This is a genomic window from Burkholderia sp. BCC1208 (assembly GCF_902833095.1).
Classification (GTDB): domain Bacteria; phylum Pseudomonadota; class Gammaproteobacteria; order Burkholderiales; family Burkholderiaceae; genus Burkholderia.
This window is the reverse complement of the sequence record NZ_CADFDY010000012.1, coordinates 1-19615: the sequence shown is the minus strand read 5'-3', so window position 1 is coordinate 19615 and position 19615 is coordinate 1. Positions and strand designations below refer to the sequence as shown.

At 66.9% G+C, this 19615-nt stretch carries 21 protein-coding genes; 11 read left to right on the top strand and 10 right to left on the bottom strand.

The genetic code is table 11. From position 1 onward, the window contains the following. Nucleotides 1-9: 9 nt before the first annotated feature. Nucleotides 10-1563 (bottom strand): methyl-accepting chemotaxis protein, encoded by a 1554-nt coding sequence (locus tag HWX09_RS27365; protein ID WP_027781095.1) that lies wholly within the window; start codon nucleotides 1561-1563, stop codon nucleotides 10-12. 249 nt (nucleotides 1564-1812) lie between these two features. Between HWX09_RS27365 and panE the strand changes: the two genes are divergently transcribed. The 8 genes from panE (at nucleotide 1813) to HWX09_RS27325 (ending at nucleotide 11085) form a co-directional block, all read left to right on the top strand. Beyond that, nucleotides 1813-2760 carry a 2-dehydropantoate 2-reductase gene (gene panE / locus HWX09_RS27360; protein ID WP_027781094.1) on the top strand — a complete coding sequence of 316 codons (948 nt, stop codon included), beginning with the start codon at nucleotides 1813-1815 and terminating at the stop codon, nucleotides 2758-2760. A gap of 254 nt (nucleotides 2761-3014) precedes the next feature. Then, nucleotides 3015-3974, top strand: coding sequence for an AraC family transcriptional regulator (locus HWX09_RS27355; protein ID WP_027781093.1), 960 nt, complete (start codon nucleotides 3015-3017; stop codon nucleotides 3972-3974). 122 nt (nucleotides 3975-4096) lie between these two features. After that, the gene (locus HWX09_RS27350) at nucleotides 4097-5041 is read left to right on the top strand and encodes a substrate-binding domain-containing protein (RefSeq protein ID WP_027781092.1); all 945 of its coding nucleotides are present in this window, start codon (nucleotides 4097-4099) and stop codon (nucleotides 5039-5041) included. A gap of 62 nt (nucleotides 5042-5103) precedes the next feature. Then, a complete protein-coding gene (locus HWX09_RS27345) occupies nucleotides 5104-6624 on the top strand; it encodes a sugar ABC transporter ATP-binding protein (RefSeq protein WP_027781091.1) in 1521 nt (506 codons plus the stop codon). Continuing rightward, complete coding sequence (locus tag HWX09_RS27340; RefSeq protein ID WP_027781090.1) at nucleotides 6611-7618, top strand: ABC transporter permease; 1008 nt, start codon at nucleotides 6611-6613, stop codon at nucleotides 7616-7618. The genes HWX09_RS27345 and HWX09_RS27340 overlap by 14 nt, the downstream gene beginning before the upstream one ends. A gap of 46 nt (nucleotides 7619-7664) precedes the next feature. After that, nucleotides 7665-8753, top strand: a complete 1089-nt coding sequence (locus HWX09_RS27335) for an alcohol dehydrogenase catalytic domain-containing protein (protein ID WP_027781089.1) — start codon at nucleotides 7665-7667, stop codon at nucleotides 8751-8753. Nucleotides 8754-8782: 29 nt separating this feature from the next. After that, entirely contained in the window at nucleotides 8783-10330 is a 1548-nt protein-coding gene (locus tag HWX09_RS27330) for an FGGY-family carbohydrate kinase (protein ID WP_027781088.1), read from the top strand. Beyond that, complete coding sequence (locus tag HWX09_RS27325) at nucleotides 10327-11085, top strand: SDR family oxidoreductase (RefSeq protein WP_027781087.1); 759 nt, start codon at nucleotides 10327-10329, stop codon at nucleotides 11083-11085. The genes HWX09_RS27330 and HWX09_RS27325 overlap by 4 nt, the downstream gene beginning before the upstream one ends. 50 nt (nucleotides 11086-11135) lie before the next feature. On the opposite strand, the gene HWX09_RS27320 is transcribed toward HWX09_RS27325, so the two are convergent. The 8 genes from HWX09_RS27320 to HWX09_RS27285 all read right to left on the bottom strand — a co-directional run bounded on the left by HWX09_RS27320 (nucleotide 11136) and on the right by HWX09_RS27285 (nucleotide 16788). Beyond that, on the bottom strand, nucleotides 11136-11276 hold the full coding sequence (locus HWX09_RS27320; RefSeq protein WP_175888605.1) for a hypothetical protein: 141 nt from the start codon (nucleotides 11274-11276) through the stop codon (nucleotides 11136-11138). 171 nt (nucleotides 11277-11447) lie between these two features. Continuing rightward, nucleotides 11448-12032: a nucleotidyltransferase family protein gene (locus HWX09_RS27315; RefSeq protein ID WP_027781086.1), complete on the bottom strand. Its 585-nt coding sequence runs from the start codon at nucleotides 12030-12032 to the stop codon at nucleotides 11448-11450. Between the two features lie 102 nt (nucleotides 12033-12134). Then, entirely contained in the window at nucleotides 12135-12290 is a 156-nt protein-coding gene (locus tag HWX09_RS27310) for a hypothetical protein (RefSeq protein ID WP_329601537.1), read from the bottom strand. A gap of 100 nt (nucleotides 12291-12390) precedes the next feature. Beyond that, nucleotides 12391-12786 (bottom strand): type II toxin-antitoxin system VapC family toxin, encoded by a 396-nt coding sequence (locus HWX09_RS27305; RefSeq protein ID WP_027781085.1) that lies wholly within the window; start codon nucleotides 12784-12786, stop codon nucleotides 12391-12393. Then, nucleotides 12783-13022 (bottom strand): type II toxin-antitoxin system Phd/YefM family antitoxin, encoded by a 240-nt coding sequence (locus HWX09_RS27300; protein WP_027781084.1) that lies wholly within the window; start codon nucleotides 13020-13022, stop codon nucleotides 12783-12785. Before HWX09_RS27300 ends, HWX09_RS27305 begins: the two co-directional genes overlap by 4 nt. 83 nt (nucleotides 13023-13105) lie before the next feature. Next, nucleotides 13106-13789, bottom strand: a complete 684-nt coding sequence (locus HWX09_RS27295) for a Fe2+-dependent dioxygenase (protein WP_027781083.1) — start codon at nucleotides 13787-13789, stop codon at nucleotides 13106-13108. Next, nucleotides 13786-14541 carry a tetratricopeptide repeat protein gene (locus tag HWX09_RS27290; protein ID WP_027781082.1) on the bottom strand — a complete coding sequence of 252 codons (756 nt, stop codon included), beginning with the start codon at nucleotides 14539-14541 and terminating at the stop codon, nucleotides 13786-13788. Before HWX09_RS27290 ends, HWX09_RS27295 begins: the two co-directional genes overlap by 4 nt. Nucleotides 14542-14544: 3 nt before the next feature. Beyond that, nucleotides 14545-16788, bottom strand: a complete 2244-nt coding sequence (locus HWX09_RS27285; RefSeq protein ID WP_027781081.1) for a TonB-dependent siderophore receptor — start codon at nucleotides 16786-16788, stop codon at nucleotides 14545-14547. A gap of 315 nt (nucleotides 16789-17103) precedes the next feature. Here HWX09_RS27285 and HWX09_RS27280 point away from each other — a divergent pair, with 315 nt between their 5' ends. Together HWX09_RS27280 and HWX09_RS27275 are read left to right on the top strand one after the other, a co-directional pair. After that, nucleotides 17104-17343, top strand: a complete 240-nt coding sequence (locus HWX09_RS27280; protein ID WP_027781080.1) for a plasmid stability protein — start codon at nucleotides 17104-17106, stop codon at nucleotides 17341-17343. Next, nucleotides 17340-17759 (top strand): type II toxin-antitoxin system VapC family toxin, encoded by a 420-nt coding sequence (locus HWX09_RS27275; protein WP_027781079.1) that lies wholly within the window; start codon nucleotides 17340-17342, stop codon nucleotides 17757-17759. The genes HWX09_RS27280 and HWX09_RS27275 overlap by 4 nt, the downstream gene beginning before the upstream one ends. 107 nt (nucleotides 17760-17866) lie before the next feature. Here HWX09_RS27275 and HWX09_RS27270 read toward each other — a convergent pair whose 3' ends face one another. Beyond that, complete coding sequence (locus HWX09_RS27270) at nucleotides 17867-19162, bottom strand: aspartate carbamoyltransferase (protein ID WP_027781078.1); 1296 nt, start codon at nucleotides 19160-19162, stop codon at nucleotides 17867-17869. 232 nt (nucleotides 19163-19394) lie between these two features. Here HWX09_RS27270 and HWX09_RS27265 point away from each other — a divergent pair, with 232 nt between their 5' ends. Continuing rightward, entirely contained in the window at nucleotides 19395-19529 is a 135-nt protein-coding gene (locus HWX09_RS27265) for an entericidin A/B family lipoprotein (protein WP_027781077.1), read from the top strand. Nucleotides 19530-19615 lie beyond the last annotated feature (86 nt).

The following is a 19615-nucleotide window of genomic DNA, read 5'->3' as shown; positions in this document are numbered from 1 at the left end:
GGGGCGCCGTCAAGCCGGCAACGCGAACCGCGTCACCGCGTCGCGCAGCGCCTCGGCCTGATCGCGCAGCGAATGCGCGGCCGCCGCGGCCTGTTCGACGAGTGCCGCGTTCTGCTGCGTGACCTGATCCATCTCGCCCACCGCGCGGTTGACCTGCTCGATCCCGGCGCTCTGCTCGCGCGATGCGTGACTGATTTCGTCGAGGATCTCGTTCACGCGCCGCACCGACTGCACGATCTCGGCCATCGTTTCGCCCGCATGCGTGACGAGCGTCGCGCCGTGCTGGACCGTCTCGTTCGACGACACGATCAGCGACTTGATCTCCTTGGCCGCCGTCGCCGAGCGTTGCGCGAGCGAGCGCACTTCGGCCGCGACCACCGCGAAGCCGCGGCCCTGTTCGCCCGCGCGGGCTGCTTCGACGGCCGCGTTCAGCGCGAGGATGTTGGTCTGGAACGCGATCCCGTCGATCACGCCGATGATGTCGCCGATCTTGTGCGAGCGGTCGGTGATCTCGTTCATCGTGCGCACGACGTCGTCGACCACCGCGCTGCCGCGCGTCGCGACCTGCGCGGCCTGGCCGGCGAGCGATGCGGCCTGCTCGGCGCTGTCCGCGTTCTGCTTCACGTTCGCGGTCATCTCGTCCATGCTCGACGCGGTCTGCACGAGCGCGGCCGCCTGTTCCTCGGTGCGCTGCGACAGGTCCGTGTTGCCGGAGGCGATCTCGCTCGCGCCGACGTTGATGTTCTCGGTGCCCGTCCGGACGCGCGACACCATGTCGATCAGCCCGCCCTGCATCGTGTGCAACGCATGCAGCAGGCTGCCGCGATCGTCGTGCTTCACGCTCACGCGGGCGGTCAGGTCGCCCTGAGCGATGCGCTGCGCGGCGTCGAGCGCCGTTTCGAGCTCGCCGCCGAGGCTCGCGCGCACGCTTTTCAGCACCAGCACCATCACGGCCGTCGCGATCGCGCCGAGCACGGCCGTCATCGCCAGCCAGCGGCCGATGCTCGCGAGCACCGCCGAGCGCACGTCGTTCATGTACATGCCGGTCACCAGATACCAGTCCCACGGCGCGAAGCGCTGCACGGCGCTGGTCTTCTCCTGCGGCTTGTCCGCACCCGGTTTCGGCCACAGATATTCGACGAAGCCCTTGCCGCCTTCCGCGTTGCCGGCCTTCACGATCTCGACGAACAGGTGCTGGCCGTTCGGGTCGGTGAAATTCGACACGTCCTTGCCGTTGAGCTCGGTCTTGATCGGATGCATCACGATCACCGGCTTCGAATCGTTGACGGAGATATAGCCGTCGGCGCCGTGGCGCATCGCGGCGATCGCCTCGAGCGCCTTCTGCTTCGCGTCGGCTTCCGGCATCGCGTTCTGCTGCGACAGCTTGTAGTAATGGTCGGTCACGCTCGCGGCCTGCGCGACCAGCGACGCAAGCTGGTCGCGGCGGTCCGCGATCATCGACGCGCGGGTCTGCCATGCGCCGAGCCCGGCGATCACGAGCAGGCCGAGCCACAGGATGACGATCATCGAGGCGAGTTTCTGATTCAGGGAAAGGTTGCGCATGGTATGAGGTCGGTCAGTCGAGGAAGCTCGCCGGGACGGCGTGACGGGGTAAGTGTCTTGACGGCGCGCGACGCGCGCCGCCGTAGGCGGGAAATCCCTTAGACGCCGTCATTTCCCGATGCCCGCGACGCGGGCGCGGGCATCTATGCATATGCATAAAAGTGGCCGCTATACTGTCGGGCGATGGCGTATGCGTCGCGCCCGCACGGGCGGCGGCGCGACACCGAACGAAACCGAAAGGAGGCAACGATGCGGATTCTGGTGGTAGGGGCCGGCGCGGTCGGCGGGTACTTCGGCGGTCGGCTGGCCGCGGCGGGACGCGACGTGACGTTCCTGGTGCGCGACGGCCGCGCGGCCGCGCTTGCGCGCGACGGGCTGCTGATCCGCAGCCCGCGCGGCGACCTGACGCTCGCGAACGTGCAGACCGTGCGCGCGGGCGACGCGGGCGCCGGCGTCGCGCCGTTCGATCTCGTGCTGCTGAGCTGCAAGGCGTACAGCCTCGACGATGCGATTCTGTCGTTCGCCCCGTTCGTCGGGCCGCAGACGCTGATCCTGCCGATGCTCAACGGGATGCGCCACCTCGACGTGCTGCGCGAGCGCTTCGGCGCCGCCAGGGTGCTCGGCGGGTTGTGCGTGATCGCGGCGACGCTCGATCGCGAGCAGCGCATCGTGCACCTGAACGACACGCACGGCGTGTCGTTCGGCGAGCTTGCCGGCGGCGAATCGCCGCGCGTGCGCGCGGTGGCCGACGTGCTCGGCGGCGCGGGCTTCGACGCGACGCTCAGCGACGATATCGCCGCGCGGATGTGGGAGAAGTGGGTGTTCCTCGCGACGCTCGCCGCGAGCACGTCGCTGTTCCGCGGTTCGGTCGGCGACATTCTCGCCGCGCCGGACGGCCGCCGCCTGCTCGAAACGATGCTCGCCGAATGCAGCGCGATCGCCGAACACAACGGCTACCGGCCCGACTCGTCGGCCAGTGAGCGGATGCAGCGGATGGTGCTCACGCCGTCGCCGTTGACCGCGTCGATGCTGCGCGATGTCGAGAACCATGCGCGCGTCGAAGCCGATCACGTGATCGGTGATCTGCTCGCGCGGCGCGACCCGCAGGCGGCCGATGCGTTGTCGCTGCTGCGGATCGCGTACAACCATCTGAAGGCGTACGAGGTGCGCACGGCACGCGAGCACGCGGCGGCGTAAGCCGGCGCGGGCGACCGGCGCGGGCAGCCGTCCGCGCGATTGCGCGCCGCAACAAATTTGCCGTCCGGCGCCGTTCATGGCCGGATTGCGCAAAAAAGTATCGGAAATCAGGCGTAAAGTTGGTGGAGTCGCGCGCTCGATCGACCTACATTGCTTCCCATGCGACCGGTCCGCATCGCCGTGCGAAACCGCCGGCGGACGCGCGAACGAGCCGAACAGGCCGGCCAGCGATACATGGGAATGGAGACGCCAACATGATGCACCCCGATCTCGAAGTGGTCGAAGTGCGACGCGACGAGTCGTTCAAGGTCTGGTCGCACGGCTATCCGTATCGCACGATCCGCTGGCATTTCCATCCCGAATTCGAGCTGCACCTGATCGTCGCGACGCGCGGCAAGTATTTCGTCGGCGATCACATCGGCTCGTTCGAGCCCGGCCATCTCGTGCTGCTCGGCCCGAACCTGCCGCACAACTGGGTCAGCGACATGGCCGAAGGCGAAACCGTCGAGCGGCGCAATCTCGTGATCCAGTTCGATCCGTCCTTCGTGCGCCGCTGCATGGACGCGTTTCCCGAATGTCGCGACGCGCAGACGCTGCTCGACGATGCGCGGCGCGGGGTCGGCTTCGACGCGGCGACGAGCGCCGCGATCGCACCGCTGTTCGACGCGTTGCTGACCGCGCGCGGCATGCGCCGCATCGCGCTGTTCATGACGATCCTCGAGCGGCTGTGCGGCGCGGCCGAACGCACGCTGCTCGCGAGCCCCGCATACGACCAGGCCGACGTCACGCCGACGCGGCTCAGTCACGCGCTGTCGTATATCGGCAAGAACCTCGCCTCCGAGCTGCGCGAATCCGATCTCGCGCAGCTGACCGGGCAGAGCGTCAGCGCGTTCTCGCGCGCATTCCATCGCCACACGGGCATGCCGTTCGTCCAGTACGTGAATCGTCTGCGCATTGAATCCGCGTGCCAGATGCTGCTCGCCGACGACGCGAGCATCACCGACGTCTGTTTCCAGGCCGGCTTCAACAACGTGTCGAACTTCAACCGCCAGTTCCGCGCGGTGAAGGGGATGGCGCCGTCCGAATTCCGCGCGCTGCAGCGCCTGAACGCGCGCAGCCGCGAGCTGGCGCTGCATGCGGCACCCACCGGCAATCCGCTGCCGCCGCGCGTGCTGACGCCCGGTGCACCCGAGCTCGCGCCGCAGCCCGGATGATCCGCGGGCCGCCGCCCGCCCGTGTTTTCTTCGTCGTGTTTTACCCAGCCGATCGCGTCGCTCACGTCGCGAGGGGCGCATTCACCCACGAAAAAGTCGCACACAATTTTGGAGACACCGTCATGACGCACGCATCGCCCGCTTCATCCACCCGCCGCGCCGCCCGCGTGGCGGCCGTTGCCGCGCTCGCCGTCGCGGCCCTGCTGCCCGCCGCCGCCGCGCAGGCCGCGCCGCTGCGCATCGGCATGACGTTCCAGGAACTGAACAACCCGTATTTCGTGACGATGCAGAAGGCGCTGAACGACGCGGCCGCGTCGATCGGCGCGCAGGTCGTCGTCACCGACGCGCATCACGACGTCAGCAAGCAGGTGAGCGACGTCGAGGACATGCTGCAGAAGAAGATCGACATCCTGCTCGTGAATCCGACCGATTCGACCGGCATCCAGTCGGCGATCACGCAAGCGAAGAAGGCGGGCGCGGTGGTCGTGGCCGTCGATGCGAACGCGAACGGCCCGGTCGATTCGTTCGTCGGCTCGAAGAATTACGACGCGGGCGTGATGTCGTGCGAATACCTCGCGAAGGCGATCGGCGGCAGCGGCGAGGTCGCGATCCTCGACGGCATTCCGGTCGTGCCGATTCTCGAACGCGTGCGCGGCTGCAAGGCCGGGCTCGCGAAATTCCCGAACGTGAAGCTCGTCGACACGCAGAACGGCAAGCAGGAGCGCGCGACCGCGCTCTCGGTCACCGAAAACATGATTTCCGCGCATCCGAACCTGAAGGGCATTTTCAGCGTGAACGACGGCGGCTCGATGGGCGCGCTCGCCGCGATCGAGGGGTCCGGCAAGGACATCAAGCTGACGAGCGTCGACGGCGCACCCGAGGCGGTCGCCGCGATCCAGAAGCCGAACTCGAAGTTCATCGAGACGACCGCGCAGTTCCCGGCCGACCAGGTGCGCATCGCGCTCGGCATCGCGATCGCGCGCAAGTGGGGCGCGACGGTGCCGAAGGCGATCCCGGTCGACGTGAAGGTCGTCGATCGCGGCAACGCGAAGGGTTTCAGCTGGTGAGCGACGCGCGATACGACGCGAAGGGCGGCGGCGTGGCCGACGCCCTTCGGACGGAGAAGCCGATGGACACGATACTCAGGCTCAGCCACATCACGAAAAGCTTTCCCGGCGTGAAGGCGCTGTCCGACATTCATCTGGAGATCGCGCGCGGCGAGATCCATGCGCTGCTCGGCGAGAACGGCGCGGGAAAATCGACGCTGATGAAGATCCTCTGCGGCATCCACCAGCCGGATGCCGGCACCATCGAGATCGACGGCACCGCGCGCCATTTCGCGGACTATCACGACGCGGTCGCGGCCGGCGTCGGCATCGTGTTCCAGGAATTCAGCCTGATTCCGCACCTCGATGCCGTCGACAACCTGTTCCTCGGCCGCGAGCTGCGCACGCGCTGGGGCGCGCGCGACCGCAAGCGGATGCGTGCCGCGGCGGCGAGCCTTTTCGCGCGGCTCGGCGTGGCGATCGATCTCGATGCGCCGATCCGCACGCTGTCGGTCGCGCAGCAGCAGTTCGTCGAGATCGGCAAGGCGCTGTCGCTCGACGCGCGCATCCTGATCCTCGACGAACCGACCGCGACGCTCACGCCGGCCGAGGCCGAGCACCTGTTCGCGATCATGCGCGAGCTGAAGCGGCAGGGCGTCGCGATGATCTTCATCTCGCATCATCTCGACGAAATTTTCGCGGTGTGCGACCGCATCACGGTGCTGCGCGACGGGCAGTACGTCGCGACGACCGACGTCGCGCGCACCGACGTCGAGCAACTGGTGCGGATGATGGTCGGCCGCCGGATCGAAAGCAGCTTTCCGCCGAAGCCGGCGCTGCCGGTCGACGCGCCGGTCGTGCTCGACGTCCATGCGCTGCAGATCGAGCGCGACGGCCCGGTGAACAGCTTCGCGCTACGGGCCGGCGAGATCCTCGGTTTCGCGGGGCTGGTCGGCTCGGGCCGCACGGAAACCGTGCTCGCGGTGATCGGCGCGACGCGCGCGCATCGCAAGGAGTTGCGCGTACGTGGCGCGGCGGCGAAGCTTGCCGATCCGGCCGACGCGCTGCGCGCGGGCATCGGCATCCTGCCGGAAAGCCGCAAGACGGAAGGGCTCGTCACGTCGTTCTCGATCCGCGACAACATCTCCCTGAACAACCTCGGCAAGTACCGGTCGATGCGCTGGCTGATCGACCGGCGCGGCGAGGCGCGTACGACGCACGACGTGATGCGGCGCGTCGGCGTGAAGGCGCCGTCGATTCACACCGAGGTCGCGACGCTGTCCGGCGGCAACCAGCAGAAGGTCGTGATCGCGCGCTGGTTGAACCATCACACGTCGGTGCTGATCTTCGACGAGCCGACGCGCGGCATCGACGTCGGCGCGAAAGCCGAAATCTACGGGCTGATGCGCGAACTCACCGCGCGCGGCTACGCCATCATCATGATCTCGTCCGAATTGCCGGAAATCGTCGGCATGTGCGATCGCGTCGCCGTGTTCCGGCAGGGCCGCATCGAGGCGACCCTCGCCGGCGACGAGATCGATCCCGACACGGTCATGACCTATGCCACGGCCGGCACGCGAGGAGCGACCCATGAACCTGCCTGATTCTTCTTCCACGCCTTCCACGACGCTCGCGGCCACGACCGCCGATGCGCCGCCGCCCCGCGCGATGTGGGCCCAATTGCGCCGCTCGACGCTGTTCTATCCGCTCGTGGGCCTCATCGTCGTGTGCATCGCGATGATGATCGCGAGCCCGAGCTTCCTGTCCGCCGCGAACCTCGAAAACGTGCTGCGTCAGGTCTCGATCAACGCGATCATCGCGGTCGGCATGACCTGCGTGATCCTGACCGGCGGGATCGACCTGTCGGTCGGCTCGGTGATGGCGTTGTCGGGCACGCTCGCGGCCGGGCTGATGGTCGCGGGCGTCAACGCGGTCGCCGCGCTGGCGATCGGCATCGCGGTCGGCCTCGGCTTCGGCTTCCTGAACGGCGTGTTCGTCGCGTTCGCGGGGATGCCGCCGATCATCGTCACGCTCGCGACGATGGGCATCGCGCGCGGCCTCGCGCTGATCTACACGGGCGGCTATCCGATCGACGGGCTGCCCGACTGGGTCGCGTTCTTCGGCAGCGGCAAGGTGCTCGGCATCCAGGCGCCGGTGCTGATCATGCTGGTGGTCTATGCGATCGCGTGGCTGTTGCTCGACCGGATGCCGTTCGGCCGCTACGTGTATGCGATCGGCGGCAACGAGCAGGCGACGCGGCTCACCGGCGTGCGGGTCGCGCGCGTGAAGCTGATCGTCTACACGCTGGCCGGCGTCACGTCGGCGCTGGCCGCGATCGTGCTGACCGGGCGCCTGATGAGCGGGCAGCCGAACGCCGGCGTGGGCTTCGAGCTCGACGCGATCGCGGCCGTCGTGATGGGCGGCACGTCGATCTCCGGCGGGCGCGGCGCGATTCTCGGCACACTCGTCGGTGCGCTGCTGCTCGGCGTGCTCAACAACGGGCTCAACATGATCGGCGTGAACCCGTATGTGCAGAACGTGATCAAGGGCGGAATCATCCTGCTCGCGATCTACATCAGCCGCGAGCGCTCGCGGTAACGGTCCATCAATCAGTTATCCGAATAAATTTGAAGAGAGACAACTCATGACGACACCCGAAGCCCAGCCGCGCATGACCGCGGTCGTCTGCCACGGCCCCGAGGACTATCGCGTCGAACAGGTCGCGAAGCCGCACCCCGGGACGAACGAACTCGTGATCCGCATCGCCGCGTGCGGCATCTGCGCGAGCGACTGCAAGTGCTATACCGGCGCCAAGATGTTCTGGGGCGGACCGAGCCCGTGGGTGAAGGCGCCGGTGATTCCCGGCCATGAATTCTTCGGCTATGTCGAAGCGCTCGGCGACGGCGCGGCCGAGCATTTCGGCGTGGCGATGGGCGACCGCGTGATCGCCGAGCAGATCGTGCCGTGCGGCAAGTGCCGCTATTGCAAGTCGGGGCAGTACTGGATGTGCGAGGTGCACAACATCTTCGGCTTCCAGCGCGAGGTCGCCGACGGCGGCATGGCCGAGTACATGCGCATTCCGCCGACCGCGATCGTCCACAAGATCCCGCTCGGCGTATCGCTCGAGGATGCGGCGATCATCGAGCCGCTGTCGTGCGCGATCCATACGGTGAACCGCGGCGACGTCCAGCTCGACGATGTCGTCGTGATCGCGGGCGCGGGCCCGCTCGGGCTGATGATGACGCAGGTCGCGCACCTGAAGACGCCGAAGAAACTCGTCGTGATCGACCTGATCGACGAACGGCTCGAACTCGCGCGGCAGTACGGCGCCGACGTGACGATCAACCCGCGGCGCGACGACGCGCGCGAGATCGTCCGCTCACTCACCGACGGCTACGGCTGCGACGTCTACATCGAGACGACCGGCGCACCGGTCGGCGTGAACCAGGGGCTCGACCTGATCCGCAAGCTCGGCCGCTTCGTCGAATTCAGCGTGTTCGGCGAGGATGCGACCGTCGACTGGTCGATCATCGGCGACCGCAAGGAACTCGACGTACGCGGCGCGCACCTCGGGCCATACTGCTATCCGGTCGCGATCGACCTGCTCGCGCGCGGGCTCGTCACGTCCAAGGGCATCGTCACGCACGGTTTCGCGCTCGAGGACTGGGACGACGCGATCCGCGTCGCGAAATCGCCCGAATCGATCAAGGTGCTGCTGAAGCCGGCCCGCTGACGGCCGGCGTGCGCCTCACCGGAGACATCATGGAATACGTCATAGGCGTCGACATCGGCACGCAGAGCACCAAGGCGCTGCTCGTCGACCGGCACGGCACGATCGTCGCGCGGCGCTCGGCCGGCTACCAGCCCGATACGCCGCGCCCGCTGTGGGCCGAGCAGTGGCCGCAGGTGTGGTTCGACGCGGTGCTCGAATGCATCGCGGGCTGCGTGAGCGACGCGCGCGCGCAGGGCGTGCCGGCCGATGCGATCCGCGCGGTGTGCGTGAGCAGCCTGTACGGCGGGTCGGGCATCCCGGTCGACATCGACATGCGGCCGTTGCATCCGTGCCTGATCTGGATGGACCGGCGCGCGACCGCGGAAGTCGACTGGGTCAACGAGCATGTGAACGTCGAGCGGCTGCGCGTGATCACCGGCAACGGCGTCGACAGCTATTACGGGTTCACCAAGATGCTGTGGCTGCGCGACCAGCGGCCGGACGTATGGGCGAACGTGCGCTATTTCCTGCCGCCGAACGCGTACGTGATCTACCTGCTGACCGGCGAAGTGGCGGTCGATCACAGTTCGGCCGGCAATATCGGCGGCGTGTACGACGTCGCGCGCCGAGAGTGGTCCGACGACGCACTCGACATGCTCGGCATTCCGGCGACGATGATGCCCGAGCGGCTGGTCGATTCGACGGACGTCGTCGGCGGCTTGCTGTCGCAATGGACCGCGCAGCTCGGGCTGCCGGCCGGCACGCCCGTCGTCGCGGGCGGCGTCGATGCGGCGGTGGCGACCTTCGCGGCCGGCGCCACGCGTACCGGACAGCACGTCGCGATGATCGGCACCAGCATGTGCTGGGGCTACGTGAACCGGCACGTCGATGCGCGACATGGCCTCGTCAGCATGCCGCACGTGTTCGACGGGCAGCGCGACCTGTACGTGTTCGGCGGCGCGATCACGGCCGGCGCGTCGGTTGCGTGGTTTCGCGACCAGTTCTGTCATGCGGAAATCGATGCGGCACGCTTGCTGCCGCATGGCGATCCGCACGTGCTGCTCGAGGAGGCGGCCGAAAGTGTGCCGGCCGGCGCCGACGGCGTGCTGTTCCTGCCTTACCTGATGGGCGAGCGCAGCCCCGTATGGGATGCGAAGGCGAGCGGCGCGTTCATCGGCCTGAGTCTCGCGCATACGCGTGCGCATCTTTATCGTGCGGTGCTCGAAGGCGTCGCGTTCGCGTTGCGCCACAACATCGAGGCCGGCCGCCGTGGCGCGGTGGCGCTGGACGATCGATTGATCGTCGTCGGCGGCGCCGCGCATTCGGCGATGTGGATGCAGATCATCGCGGACGTGACGGGTTTTCCGGTGTGGACGATCGAGCAGGACGTCGAAGCCGCGATGGGCGCTGCGTTGCTCGCGGGTGTCGGCGCAGGCCTCGTATCGCGCGATGACGCGCAAGGCGGCTGGGTCACGCTCGTCGAGCGCGCACGGCCCGATGCCGACCGCGCGAAAACGTACGATGCGCGTTTTTCGCTCTACACGGCGCTGTATCCGGCACTCAAGCCGATCATGCACAGGCTGGGCACATCATCATGAACACACGATTCGATTTCGGCGGGTCAACGGTGCTCGTCACCGGCGCATCGAGCGGAATCGGCCGCGCGTGCGCGGTCGCGCTGGCGCACGCAGGCGCGCGCGTCGTCGCGGCGGGGCGCGACATGGCCGCGCTCGACGCGCTCGCCGGCGAGATTGCGTGCGATACGTTGCGCATGGACGTCGGCGGCGACGAACACGCGATCGATGCCGCACTCGCCGCGTACGATGCGTTCGACGGCCTCGTCAATTGCGCGGGGATCGCGTCGCTCGAACCGGCGCTCGAGGTCGGCGCCGCGCATTTCGATCGCGTGATGGCCGTCAATGCGCGCGGCGCGGCGCTCGTCGCGCGGGCCGTCGCCCGAAAGATGATCGAGCGCGACGCACGCGGCAAGGCGAACGCACGGGGCAGCATCGTCAACGTGTCGAGTCAGGCAGCGCTCGTTGGCCTGCCCGCGCATCTGAGCTATTGCGCATCGAAGGCGGCGATGGACGCGATCACGCGCGTGCTGTGCATCGAACTCGGGCCGCACGGCATTCGTGTGAACAGCGTCAACCCCACCGTCACGCTCACGCCGATGGCGCAGTTCGCATGGAGCGAACCCGAGAAGCGCGCGCCGATGCTGGCCGCGATTCCGCTCGGCCGATTCGCGGAGCCGGACGAAGTCGTCGAACCGATCCTGTTTTTGCTGAGCGATGCGGCGTCGATGATCAGCGGCGTGTCGCTGCCGATCGACGGCGGGTATACGGCGCGCTAGATTCCGTCACGGCACTAGCGGGTCGCGTTCACGGAGCGGCCGGCGCGCGGCTAGACCGGATCCTTGCTCGGCGGTTCGTCCGGCTGCTGCGGGTTGTCGTGATGACCGGGCGGCGACGAGAACGGATCGTTTTCCGGATCGCGGTTCGGATCGGCCGGTGGCTCGGGCGTCGGGGTCGTGTGGTCGCTCATGGAGAACTCGCGCAGTGCGTGACGGCGGTGGCGCGGCGGATGCGCCTCGTCTCCGTTATAGCCAATCGGGCGCGTGTTTGCAGCGGGATTCTGCGGCAGGTCGTCGATCGTCGGAGAAATCCGCCTATTGGCGGTGTTCGTGCGGGATCTTGCGGGCCCGTGCAATCGCGGTCAGCGCAAATCCGCCGGTGTATCGACGTCGCGCAGGATGCCGGGGTCGTCGACGTCGAGCAGTGTCACCGGTGCGCTGGCGAACAGCGCGCGGGCGCCCGTGTCGCCGTCGAGGGCGGCGAGTGCATCGAAGTGATGCGCGGCGAAACCGACCGGATGGCCGCGCACGCCTCGGTGCGCGGGCGCGACGATCGACGCGTCCTCGGCTTCGAGCGCGCGTGTGACCGTTTCGTAAGTGGAAGCCGCGATCCACGGCATGTCGGCGAGCGCGACGAGCCAGCCGCTCGCGTCGGGCGTGGTGCGGACGCCGGCCGCTAGGCTCGCGCCCATGCCGCGCAACGCGTCGGGTGCATAGACGACCTGACAGCCGGCTTCGTTCAGCAGAATCGCAAGCGTTTCGGCGCCGGGACGCACGACGGCGATCACATCGGAGGTGGCGGCCGCGAGACGGCGGGCGGCGGCGACCGCAACCGGCGTGCCGTCGGGAAGCCGTGCGAGCAGCTTGCTGTGCAGGCCGCTCGGGTCGAAGCGTTGACCAAGGCCGCCGGCGAGCAGGACGCCGGTGGCGAGTGACGCATAGGACATCGGCGCGAGGGGAGTGAGGCAGGTGCTGCGATTGTGCGGGAGCACACGGGGATCGGCAAGTGAGGATGTTACCGAGTCACGCGTGTCGGATCGGGAAAACCGTCATCGCGATGCTTCGTCGAGCATGCTTTCCTCGACAGGACCGTAAATTGCGTGCGATTCGTTCTGCGTGACGGCCCAATAGCGATCGCCGAACGACCAGTGCCACCATTCGGACGGGTAATTCGTGAAGCCGGCGCGGGTCAGCGCGGCGATCAGCAGCTGGCGATTTCATGTGGTCGGGCGGTTGTTCAGACGAATCGAAAAACGTTGAAGCGGAGAAGGGGCTTCCCGGTCTGTCCTGCGGACCGTGCGCGGATCACCAGAGCGTCTTGACGTGCGCGTACGCGCGGATTTTTTCGTCGCGGGTGACGAGCGGGGCGCCGAGCCGCCGCGCGGTCGCGACGATCATGCGATCGGCCGGATCCTTGTGGAACGCGCCGGGCAGATCGGTGGATTTCGCGGCGATATCAGCATCGACCGGCACGAAGCGCATGCCGTCGATTTGCGCGACGGTGGCGAGCCACGCGTCGACATCCATCGTCAGTGCGAGGCGGTCGTTGCGCACCAGCATCGCAATCTCCCACGCGGAGATGGCGGATGCGGCGAGCGCGCCTTCGCTGCGTGCACGATCGATCGCGCTTCGCGCCTTCCTGCTGAGCGCAGGGTCGCCCGCTACCCACCACACCAATGCATGCGTATCCAGCACGATCACCGCGACGCCTCCCAATCATCTTCCGCAATCGGATCGAGAGGATTGTCGTAGCGCATGACCGAACCGCGCAATATGTCCAACGGCTGAGCTTGGCGCGAGCGATACGGCCGGATCTCGAGCGTCGGTTTGCCGTGGTCGGTGACGATCAGGCTTTCGCCCGACGCCTCGACGAGCCGGAAGTATTCGAGTGCGCGAGCCTTGAATTCGGATTTCGATACGGGAGCGTGCGGCATCATGATATGAGCATGGTCATTTGACGATGGTCATTTTAGACCCGCTGTTCGACGCGGCGCAAGCGCCTGAGCGCGACCGGCTCACGCTACGCATCCGCCCATTTCCTCAACAGGTTGTGATAAATCCCGGTCAATGAAATGACCACCGGATCCTTCGCTCCTTTTTCGGCGGAAAGCGCCTGAATCTGCGTATCGAGTTGAAACAGCAGCGTGCGGTCGCCATCGTCGCGCACCATGCTTTGGATCCAGAAGAACGAGGCCACGCGCTCGCCGCGCGTCACGGGCGTCACGTGATGCAGGCTCGACGCCGGATACAGCACGAGATCGCCCGCCGGCAGCTTCGCGCGATGCACGCCGTACGTATCCTCGACGCACAGCTCGCCGCCGTCGTACGCGTCGGGTTCCTCGAGGAACAGCGTCGCCGACAGGTCGCTGCGCACGCGGAAATCCGTGCCGCGCAGCAGCCGGATCGCGTTGTCGACGTGCGTGCCGAACGTCTCGCCGCCTTCGTAGCGATTGAACAGCGGCGGAAACACCTTGAGCGGCAGCGCCGCCGAAAAGAACAGCGGATGGCGCGCGAGCGCGTCCTGGATCGCGTCGCCCACCGCGCGCGCGGCCGGCGCGCCTTCCGGCAATTGCCGGTTGCGTTTCGCGAGCGCCGATTGCGCGCCGGACGTGGCGTTGCCGTCGACCCATTCGGCGGCATCGAGCAGGTCGCGGCATTGCGCGACTTGCGCCCGGGTCAGTACGCCGGGGATATGAAGCATCATGATGCGGATTCCATCGCGTGCGGCGCCAGTTGCATGGCCGCCGCACGAAAAGCGGCGACCGGCGACGATACGAGATACGCGCGCATCTTCGCGACGAACGCAGGTGTCGCGGTGGCCGGCACGCGAGCGAGCCAGACGAGCGCTTCGTCGACGCGCCCGCGCTCGGCGAGCAGCCGCGCATAGTTGAACTGGCCGCGGAAGTCGCCGGCAACGGCGGCGCGGCGATAGTGGTCGAACGCGGCGTCGGGGTCGACCGATACGACCCAGCCGTCCTCGTAGAAGCCGCCGATCAGGTTGATCGATTTCGCATGGCCGAGCGCGGCCGCGCGGCGGAACCAGTCGAGCGCGTCGGCGCGGTTCTCGTCGACGCCGTTGCCGAGCGCAAGTGCGGTCGCGTAGTTGTACATGCCCCAATCGAGGCTTGCCTGTGCGGCGAGCCGGTACCAGTACACGGCGACCGGCGCGCACGCAGCCGTGCCCCAGCCGAACTCGTAGCAGCGCCCGAGCATGTTCATCGCCATCGGGTGGCCGCCCCGCGCTGCGTGCCGGAACCAGTTGAGCGCGGCGGCCGGATCGCGTGCGACGCCGTGCCCGTCGAGCAGGTATTGCCCATAGACGGCCTGCGCGTCGACGATGCCGTGATCGGCCGCCGCCGCGACCCACGCGGCGGCGCGCTCGGGCGGCCCGGCCAGGATGTCGGCGAACTCGCTCGGCGATACCGACGCGAGTGCCTTCAGCGACACGCCCACCATCGATCAGTAGCGCGCGTTCAACGTGATGAACGCCGAGCGGCCCGGTGCGATCGACGCATAGTGCGCCGGATACGCCTGATCGAAGTAGGTGCGGTTGAACAGGTTGTTCACGTTCAACTGCAAGTCGAGCTTCTTGTTGATCCGGTACTGCGCCATCGCGTCGAAGCGCCAGTACGACGGCACGGCGCGGAGGTTCGCGGGATCGCCGAACACTTCCGACATGTAGAACGCGCCGCCGCCGACCGTGAACTTCGGCGTGACGTCGTAGTTCGACCACATCGTGAGGCTGTGCTTCGGCGTGTTCGGGAAGCGGTTGCCGTTGTTCGCGGCGTCCTTGCCGTTGTCGCGCAGCGCGCTCTTCATGTACGTGTAGCCGCCGAACACCTGCCACTGCTTCGTGATCTGGCCGGCGAGGCCGAGCTCGAGGCCCTGCACGCGCTTGTTGCCGACCATCGCGTACTGGTTGTTCGGCAGCGTCACGCGTGCGTTCGTCGTGTCGATCTGGAACAGCGCGGCCGTCAGCGACAGCTTGTCGTTCAGCACGTTCCATTTGGTGCCGAGCTCGATGCTGCGGTTCTTTTCGGGCGCCATCTGGTCGGCGTTCGGGCCGGCGCCGCCGCGGCCCGGCGTGAGCGACTGCGTTTCGCTGCCTTCGCCGAGCAGCATGCCGGCAGGTGTCGACGACGTCGCATACGACGCGTAGATGCTGCCGTTCCGCGCGGGCTTGAATACGAGGCCGGCCTGCCAGTTGATCAGCGTGTCGTCGCGCGTATAGGTCTTGCCGCCGTTGGCCCGGGTATCGGTGAAGCGGGTCGAGTAGTCGTCGACGCGCACGCCGCCGTTCACCTGCCAGCGCGGCGTGAGCTCGATCGTGTCGAAGCCGTAGATCGACTTCGTCGTCGTGCGCGCGTGCGCGTAGTCGTTGTTGCGCGTGATCGAACCGGCCCACGGATCGTTCGGGTTCGGCGACCAGAGGCTCGTGCAGTTGTAGCCCGACGGCGCACCGATGCCTTTCCGGCAGATCGTGCCTTTGTCGGTCGCGACCGTGTACGAATCGCGCTTGCCCCATTCGCGAGACAGCTCGATACCGGTCGTGAAGCTGTGCTTGAACGGGCCCGTACGGAACTCGCCGAACAGCTCGGTCAGGTTCGCGAGGCTGTTGATCGCGCTGTTGCGGTTGTTGTTGCGGCGCCAGACCTTGCCGTTCACCACGTTGCCCTGGCTGTCGTCCGGCTGCGTCCAGATGTAGTCCTGCGTCGATTCCGTGTAGCGCGTGGTGTTGCGCACCGTGAGGTTCGGCGTGATGTCGTGCTCGATCTTGATCGTGCTGATGTCCGACGTGGTCTTGCGGAAGTCTCGGTCGATCAGGCCGTAGAAGTTGTGGCGATCGACGGGCGCCGGATAGATCGTGCCGACGTTCGCGGGCTTGTTCGACGTCGTGTAGAAGTACGGGATGCCGCCGTCGGGCATGTCGTCCGTCTGCAGGTGGTAGTAGCTCGCGGTGACGCGCGTCGGCGTGCCGAGGCCGAACGCGATCGACGGCGCGACGCCCCAGCGCTCGTTGTTGACGGCGTCGCGGCCGGCGACGTCGTTGTTGTGGCTCATCAGGTTCAGGCGGAACGCGGCGTGATCGGCGAACTGCCAGTTGCCGTCGGCGGTGAAGCGGCGATAGCGGTCGGTGCCGAGGCCCGCGCTCGCGGCGGCCGTCGTGCCGAGATGCGGGGCCTTCGTGATCAGGTTGATGCTGCCGCCGGCGCCGCCGCGGCCGCCGTACGCGCCATCGGAGCCCTTGGTGACCTCGACGCGCTCGGTGTTGAAGATCTCGCGCGTGGTGGCGCCCGTGTCGCGCATGCCGTCGACGAACATGCTGCCCTGCGTGTCGTAGCCGCGGATGAACGGACGGTCGCCGAGCGGGTTGCCGCCTTCGCCGGCGCCGAACGTGATGCCGGGCACCGTGCGCAGCGCTTCGGTCAGCGTTGCCGCGCCGCTGTTCTGGATCAGTTCCTGCGGGATCACGGTGACGGATTTCGGCGTGTCGACGAGCGGCGCGGTGAATTTCGCGGAAGCGGAAAAGTCGGCCTTGTAGCTGTGCTCGGTCTTGCCTCGGATCTCGATCGGAGCGAGGTGGCCTTCAGTACTGGCGGGCGCCGCGGGCGGCGTGCCGTCGGCGAACGCGGGGCTTGCGGCGAGCACGCTGCACAGGGTGGTGAATTTACCGAGCTTCAGCTCGTCGGGACGGGACTTCATGGTGCGCTTCGACCTCGCGGTGTGGCCCCGGGGCGCTGCGGAAATGTGCATGCCGTCGGGAATTATTACGATTTGTTTTCAGCGGCCATTCTATGTAATTTTTTATTGAATGAGAAGCGTTCTTGTTTGTGTTTGTAAGGAAATTGTTGACGAATGTTGCGGGGTGGTTGCGGGGCGGCGGGGGTGTGGGGAATGGCCAAATGGCCAATTGTGGCGGGTTCGTCGGGCGGGCTAGAGTGATTGCGCCGCGGGTTATCTGCATGACATCAAGGTGATAATATGACTGCATTGAAAGCAATCGTAGTGGAGTGCATCATGCCAGTGATCACCGTTCGAAATTTGTCCGACGAAGTACATCGCGCCCTTCGGATCCGTGCGGCGCAACATGGGCGCAGCACCGAAGCCGAGGTGCGCGACATCCTCGAGCAGGCCGTTCTGCCCGGCGGGCGTCTCAAGCTGGGCACGCTGCTGGCGGAAATCGGACGAGAGGCGGGCGGCGTCGATTTCGACGTCGAGCGCGACAAGACGCCAACCCATCCGATGAGCTTCGAATGATTCTTGTTGATACGAACGTCATGTCCGAGCCGCTGCGGCGCGAGCCGAGCGCGGCCGTGGTCGAGTGGCTCGATGCGCAGAACGTCGAGACGTTGTTTCTTGCCGCGATCAGTCTTGCCGAAATGCGGTTCGGCGTCGCGGCATTGCCGGAAGGGCGAAGGCGGGAATGGCTGCACCAAAGCATCGAGCAGCGTGTCGTGCCGGTGTTTCGAGGCCGGATCCTGCCGTTCGACGAAGCGGCGAGCAAAGCGTATGCAGGCATTCGTGCGCGGGCCCGTGCGGTGGGCAGTGCAATCGTGCCCGCCGATTGCTTTATCGCAGCGACGGCCGAGGCGAACAACCTGATCATTGCGACGCGCGACGTCGCGCCATTCGAAGCGGTAGGGCTGCGGGTGATCGATCCGTGGGCGGCGTAGTGGTCGATCGTTCGACCGTTCGTCGCATGTAAAAAAAGAAGAAGCGCGCCGGGCAACCCGACGCAGGACGGGGCACCCGATTTGGGGGCGCCCTCGGCCGTTCCTTGTCAGTCGATTCCGTGAAACACCGCATCCTCCGGCCCGAGGTACGCCGGCGGCCGCCACGTCGCGTCGCGCATCGAATGCTGGACGAGATTCTCGACGCCGAGCAGTACCGCGAAGATCGCCATCCGCACCGGAATGCCGTTGTCGGTCTGCCGGAAGATCGCGAGACGCGGGTCGCGGTTCAGGTCGACCGACAGGTCATTCGCGCCGGGCCGGCTGTCGCGCGGCAGCGGGTGCATGATCAGCGTGTCGGGCTTGCACACCGAGTCGACGAGCGCCTGGTTGATCTGAAAATCCGGCGTGTAGCCTTCGAACGACTCGTCGGTGAAGCGCTCCTTCTGGATCCGCGTCGCGTAGACGACATCCGCGCCGCGCAGCCCGGCCGCGAGGTCGGTCGTCTGCTCGACCACATGGCCATTCGTCGCGATCTGCTCGACGATGTACGCCGGCATCTCGAGCGTCGGTGGCGACACGAGCGTGAACTTCAGCCCGCGGTACAGCGCGAGCAGCTTGACGAGCGAGTGCACGGTGCGGCCGTACTTCAGGTCGCCGACCAGCGCGATGTGCGCGCCGTCGACGATCTTGCCGAGCCGCGAAAACTCGCGCTGGATCGTATAGAGGTCGAGCAGCGCCTGGCTCGGGTGCTCGCCGGGGCCGTCGCCGCCGTTGATCACCGGCAGGTTGGTCGCGCGCGCGAATTCGGCCACCGAGCCTTTTTCCGGATGGCGGATCACGAGCGCGTCGACGTAGCCGGCCATCACGCGGCTCGTGTCGTAGATCGATTCGCCCTTGGCCATCGACGAGAAGGTGAAGCCCGTCGTGTCGCACACCGAGCCGCCGAGCCGGCAGAAGGCCGCGCCGAACGACACGCGCGTGCGCGTGCTGGCCTCGAAGAACAGGTTGCCGAGCACGGCGCCTTCGAGCACGCGCGAAATCTTGTGGCGTCGCGCGATCGGCTGCATGACATCGGCCACGCGGAACAGCGCCTCGACCGAATCCCGCGAGAACTGGTCGACCGAGATCAATTGCGGCTTGCCTTCGAACAGGAATTGCTTCGCGAGCCCTTGTTTGTCTACGCTTTGCGTATAGTTCTCGCTGTCCGGCGTCGGGCGCTCGACGATTTCCGACACGAAGCGCTCGACGATCTCCGGCATGCCGCGCGATTCCTGCGAATCGTCCGGAAGCAGCCATGTATCCAGTGCGCGCCGGCTGACGCCGATGCGATTCGCGAATGCCTCGCGGGTCATGTTGAGGCGGCGCATCGCGTCGCGGAGGAAGGCTTGCTGGGGAACGGTCATCGGCGGCTCCTGACGGAAAATATACGCGATGCGTATATTAGTTCGTGGCGCAATGAAGTCAAGAAAAATCTGTGCGTATGCGTGGTGTGGCGCGCGGCACTCGGTGGGGCCGTACTGGCGCACGGCGTGCGTCTCCGTATAATCAGGTCAGGCCCCGTGTCCGGCAGCGTGCCGGGCGCCGCGCCATAAACGATTCGCCCGGTCGGGCTTGTTGATTCGAAGGAGAATGAGAATGACGCGTACGATTGCTGCAATGCTGCTGGTGGTGACCGCGGCGCTTGCCGGTTGCAATACGATGGCCGGCATGGGCCAGGATATTTCGAAGGGCGGCCAGGCGATCAGCGACTCGGCTGAAAAGGCAAAGTAAGCCGACGGGTTCCGGAATGCAGAAGGCGCCGGGCCGTCCCGCGATTGCGGGACGGCCCGGCGCCTTTTTTACGTCCACGTCGACGC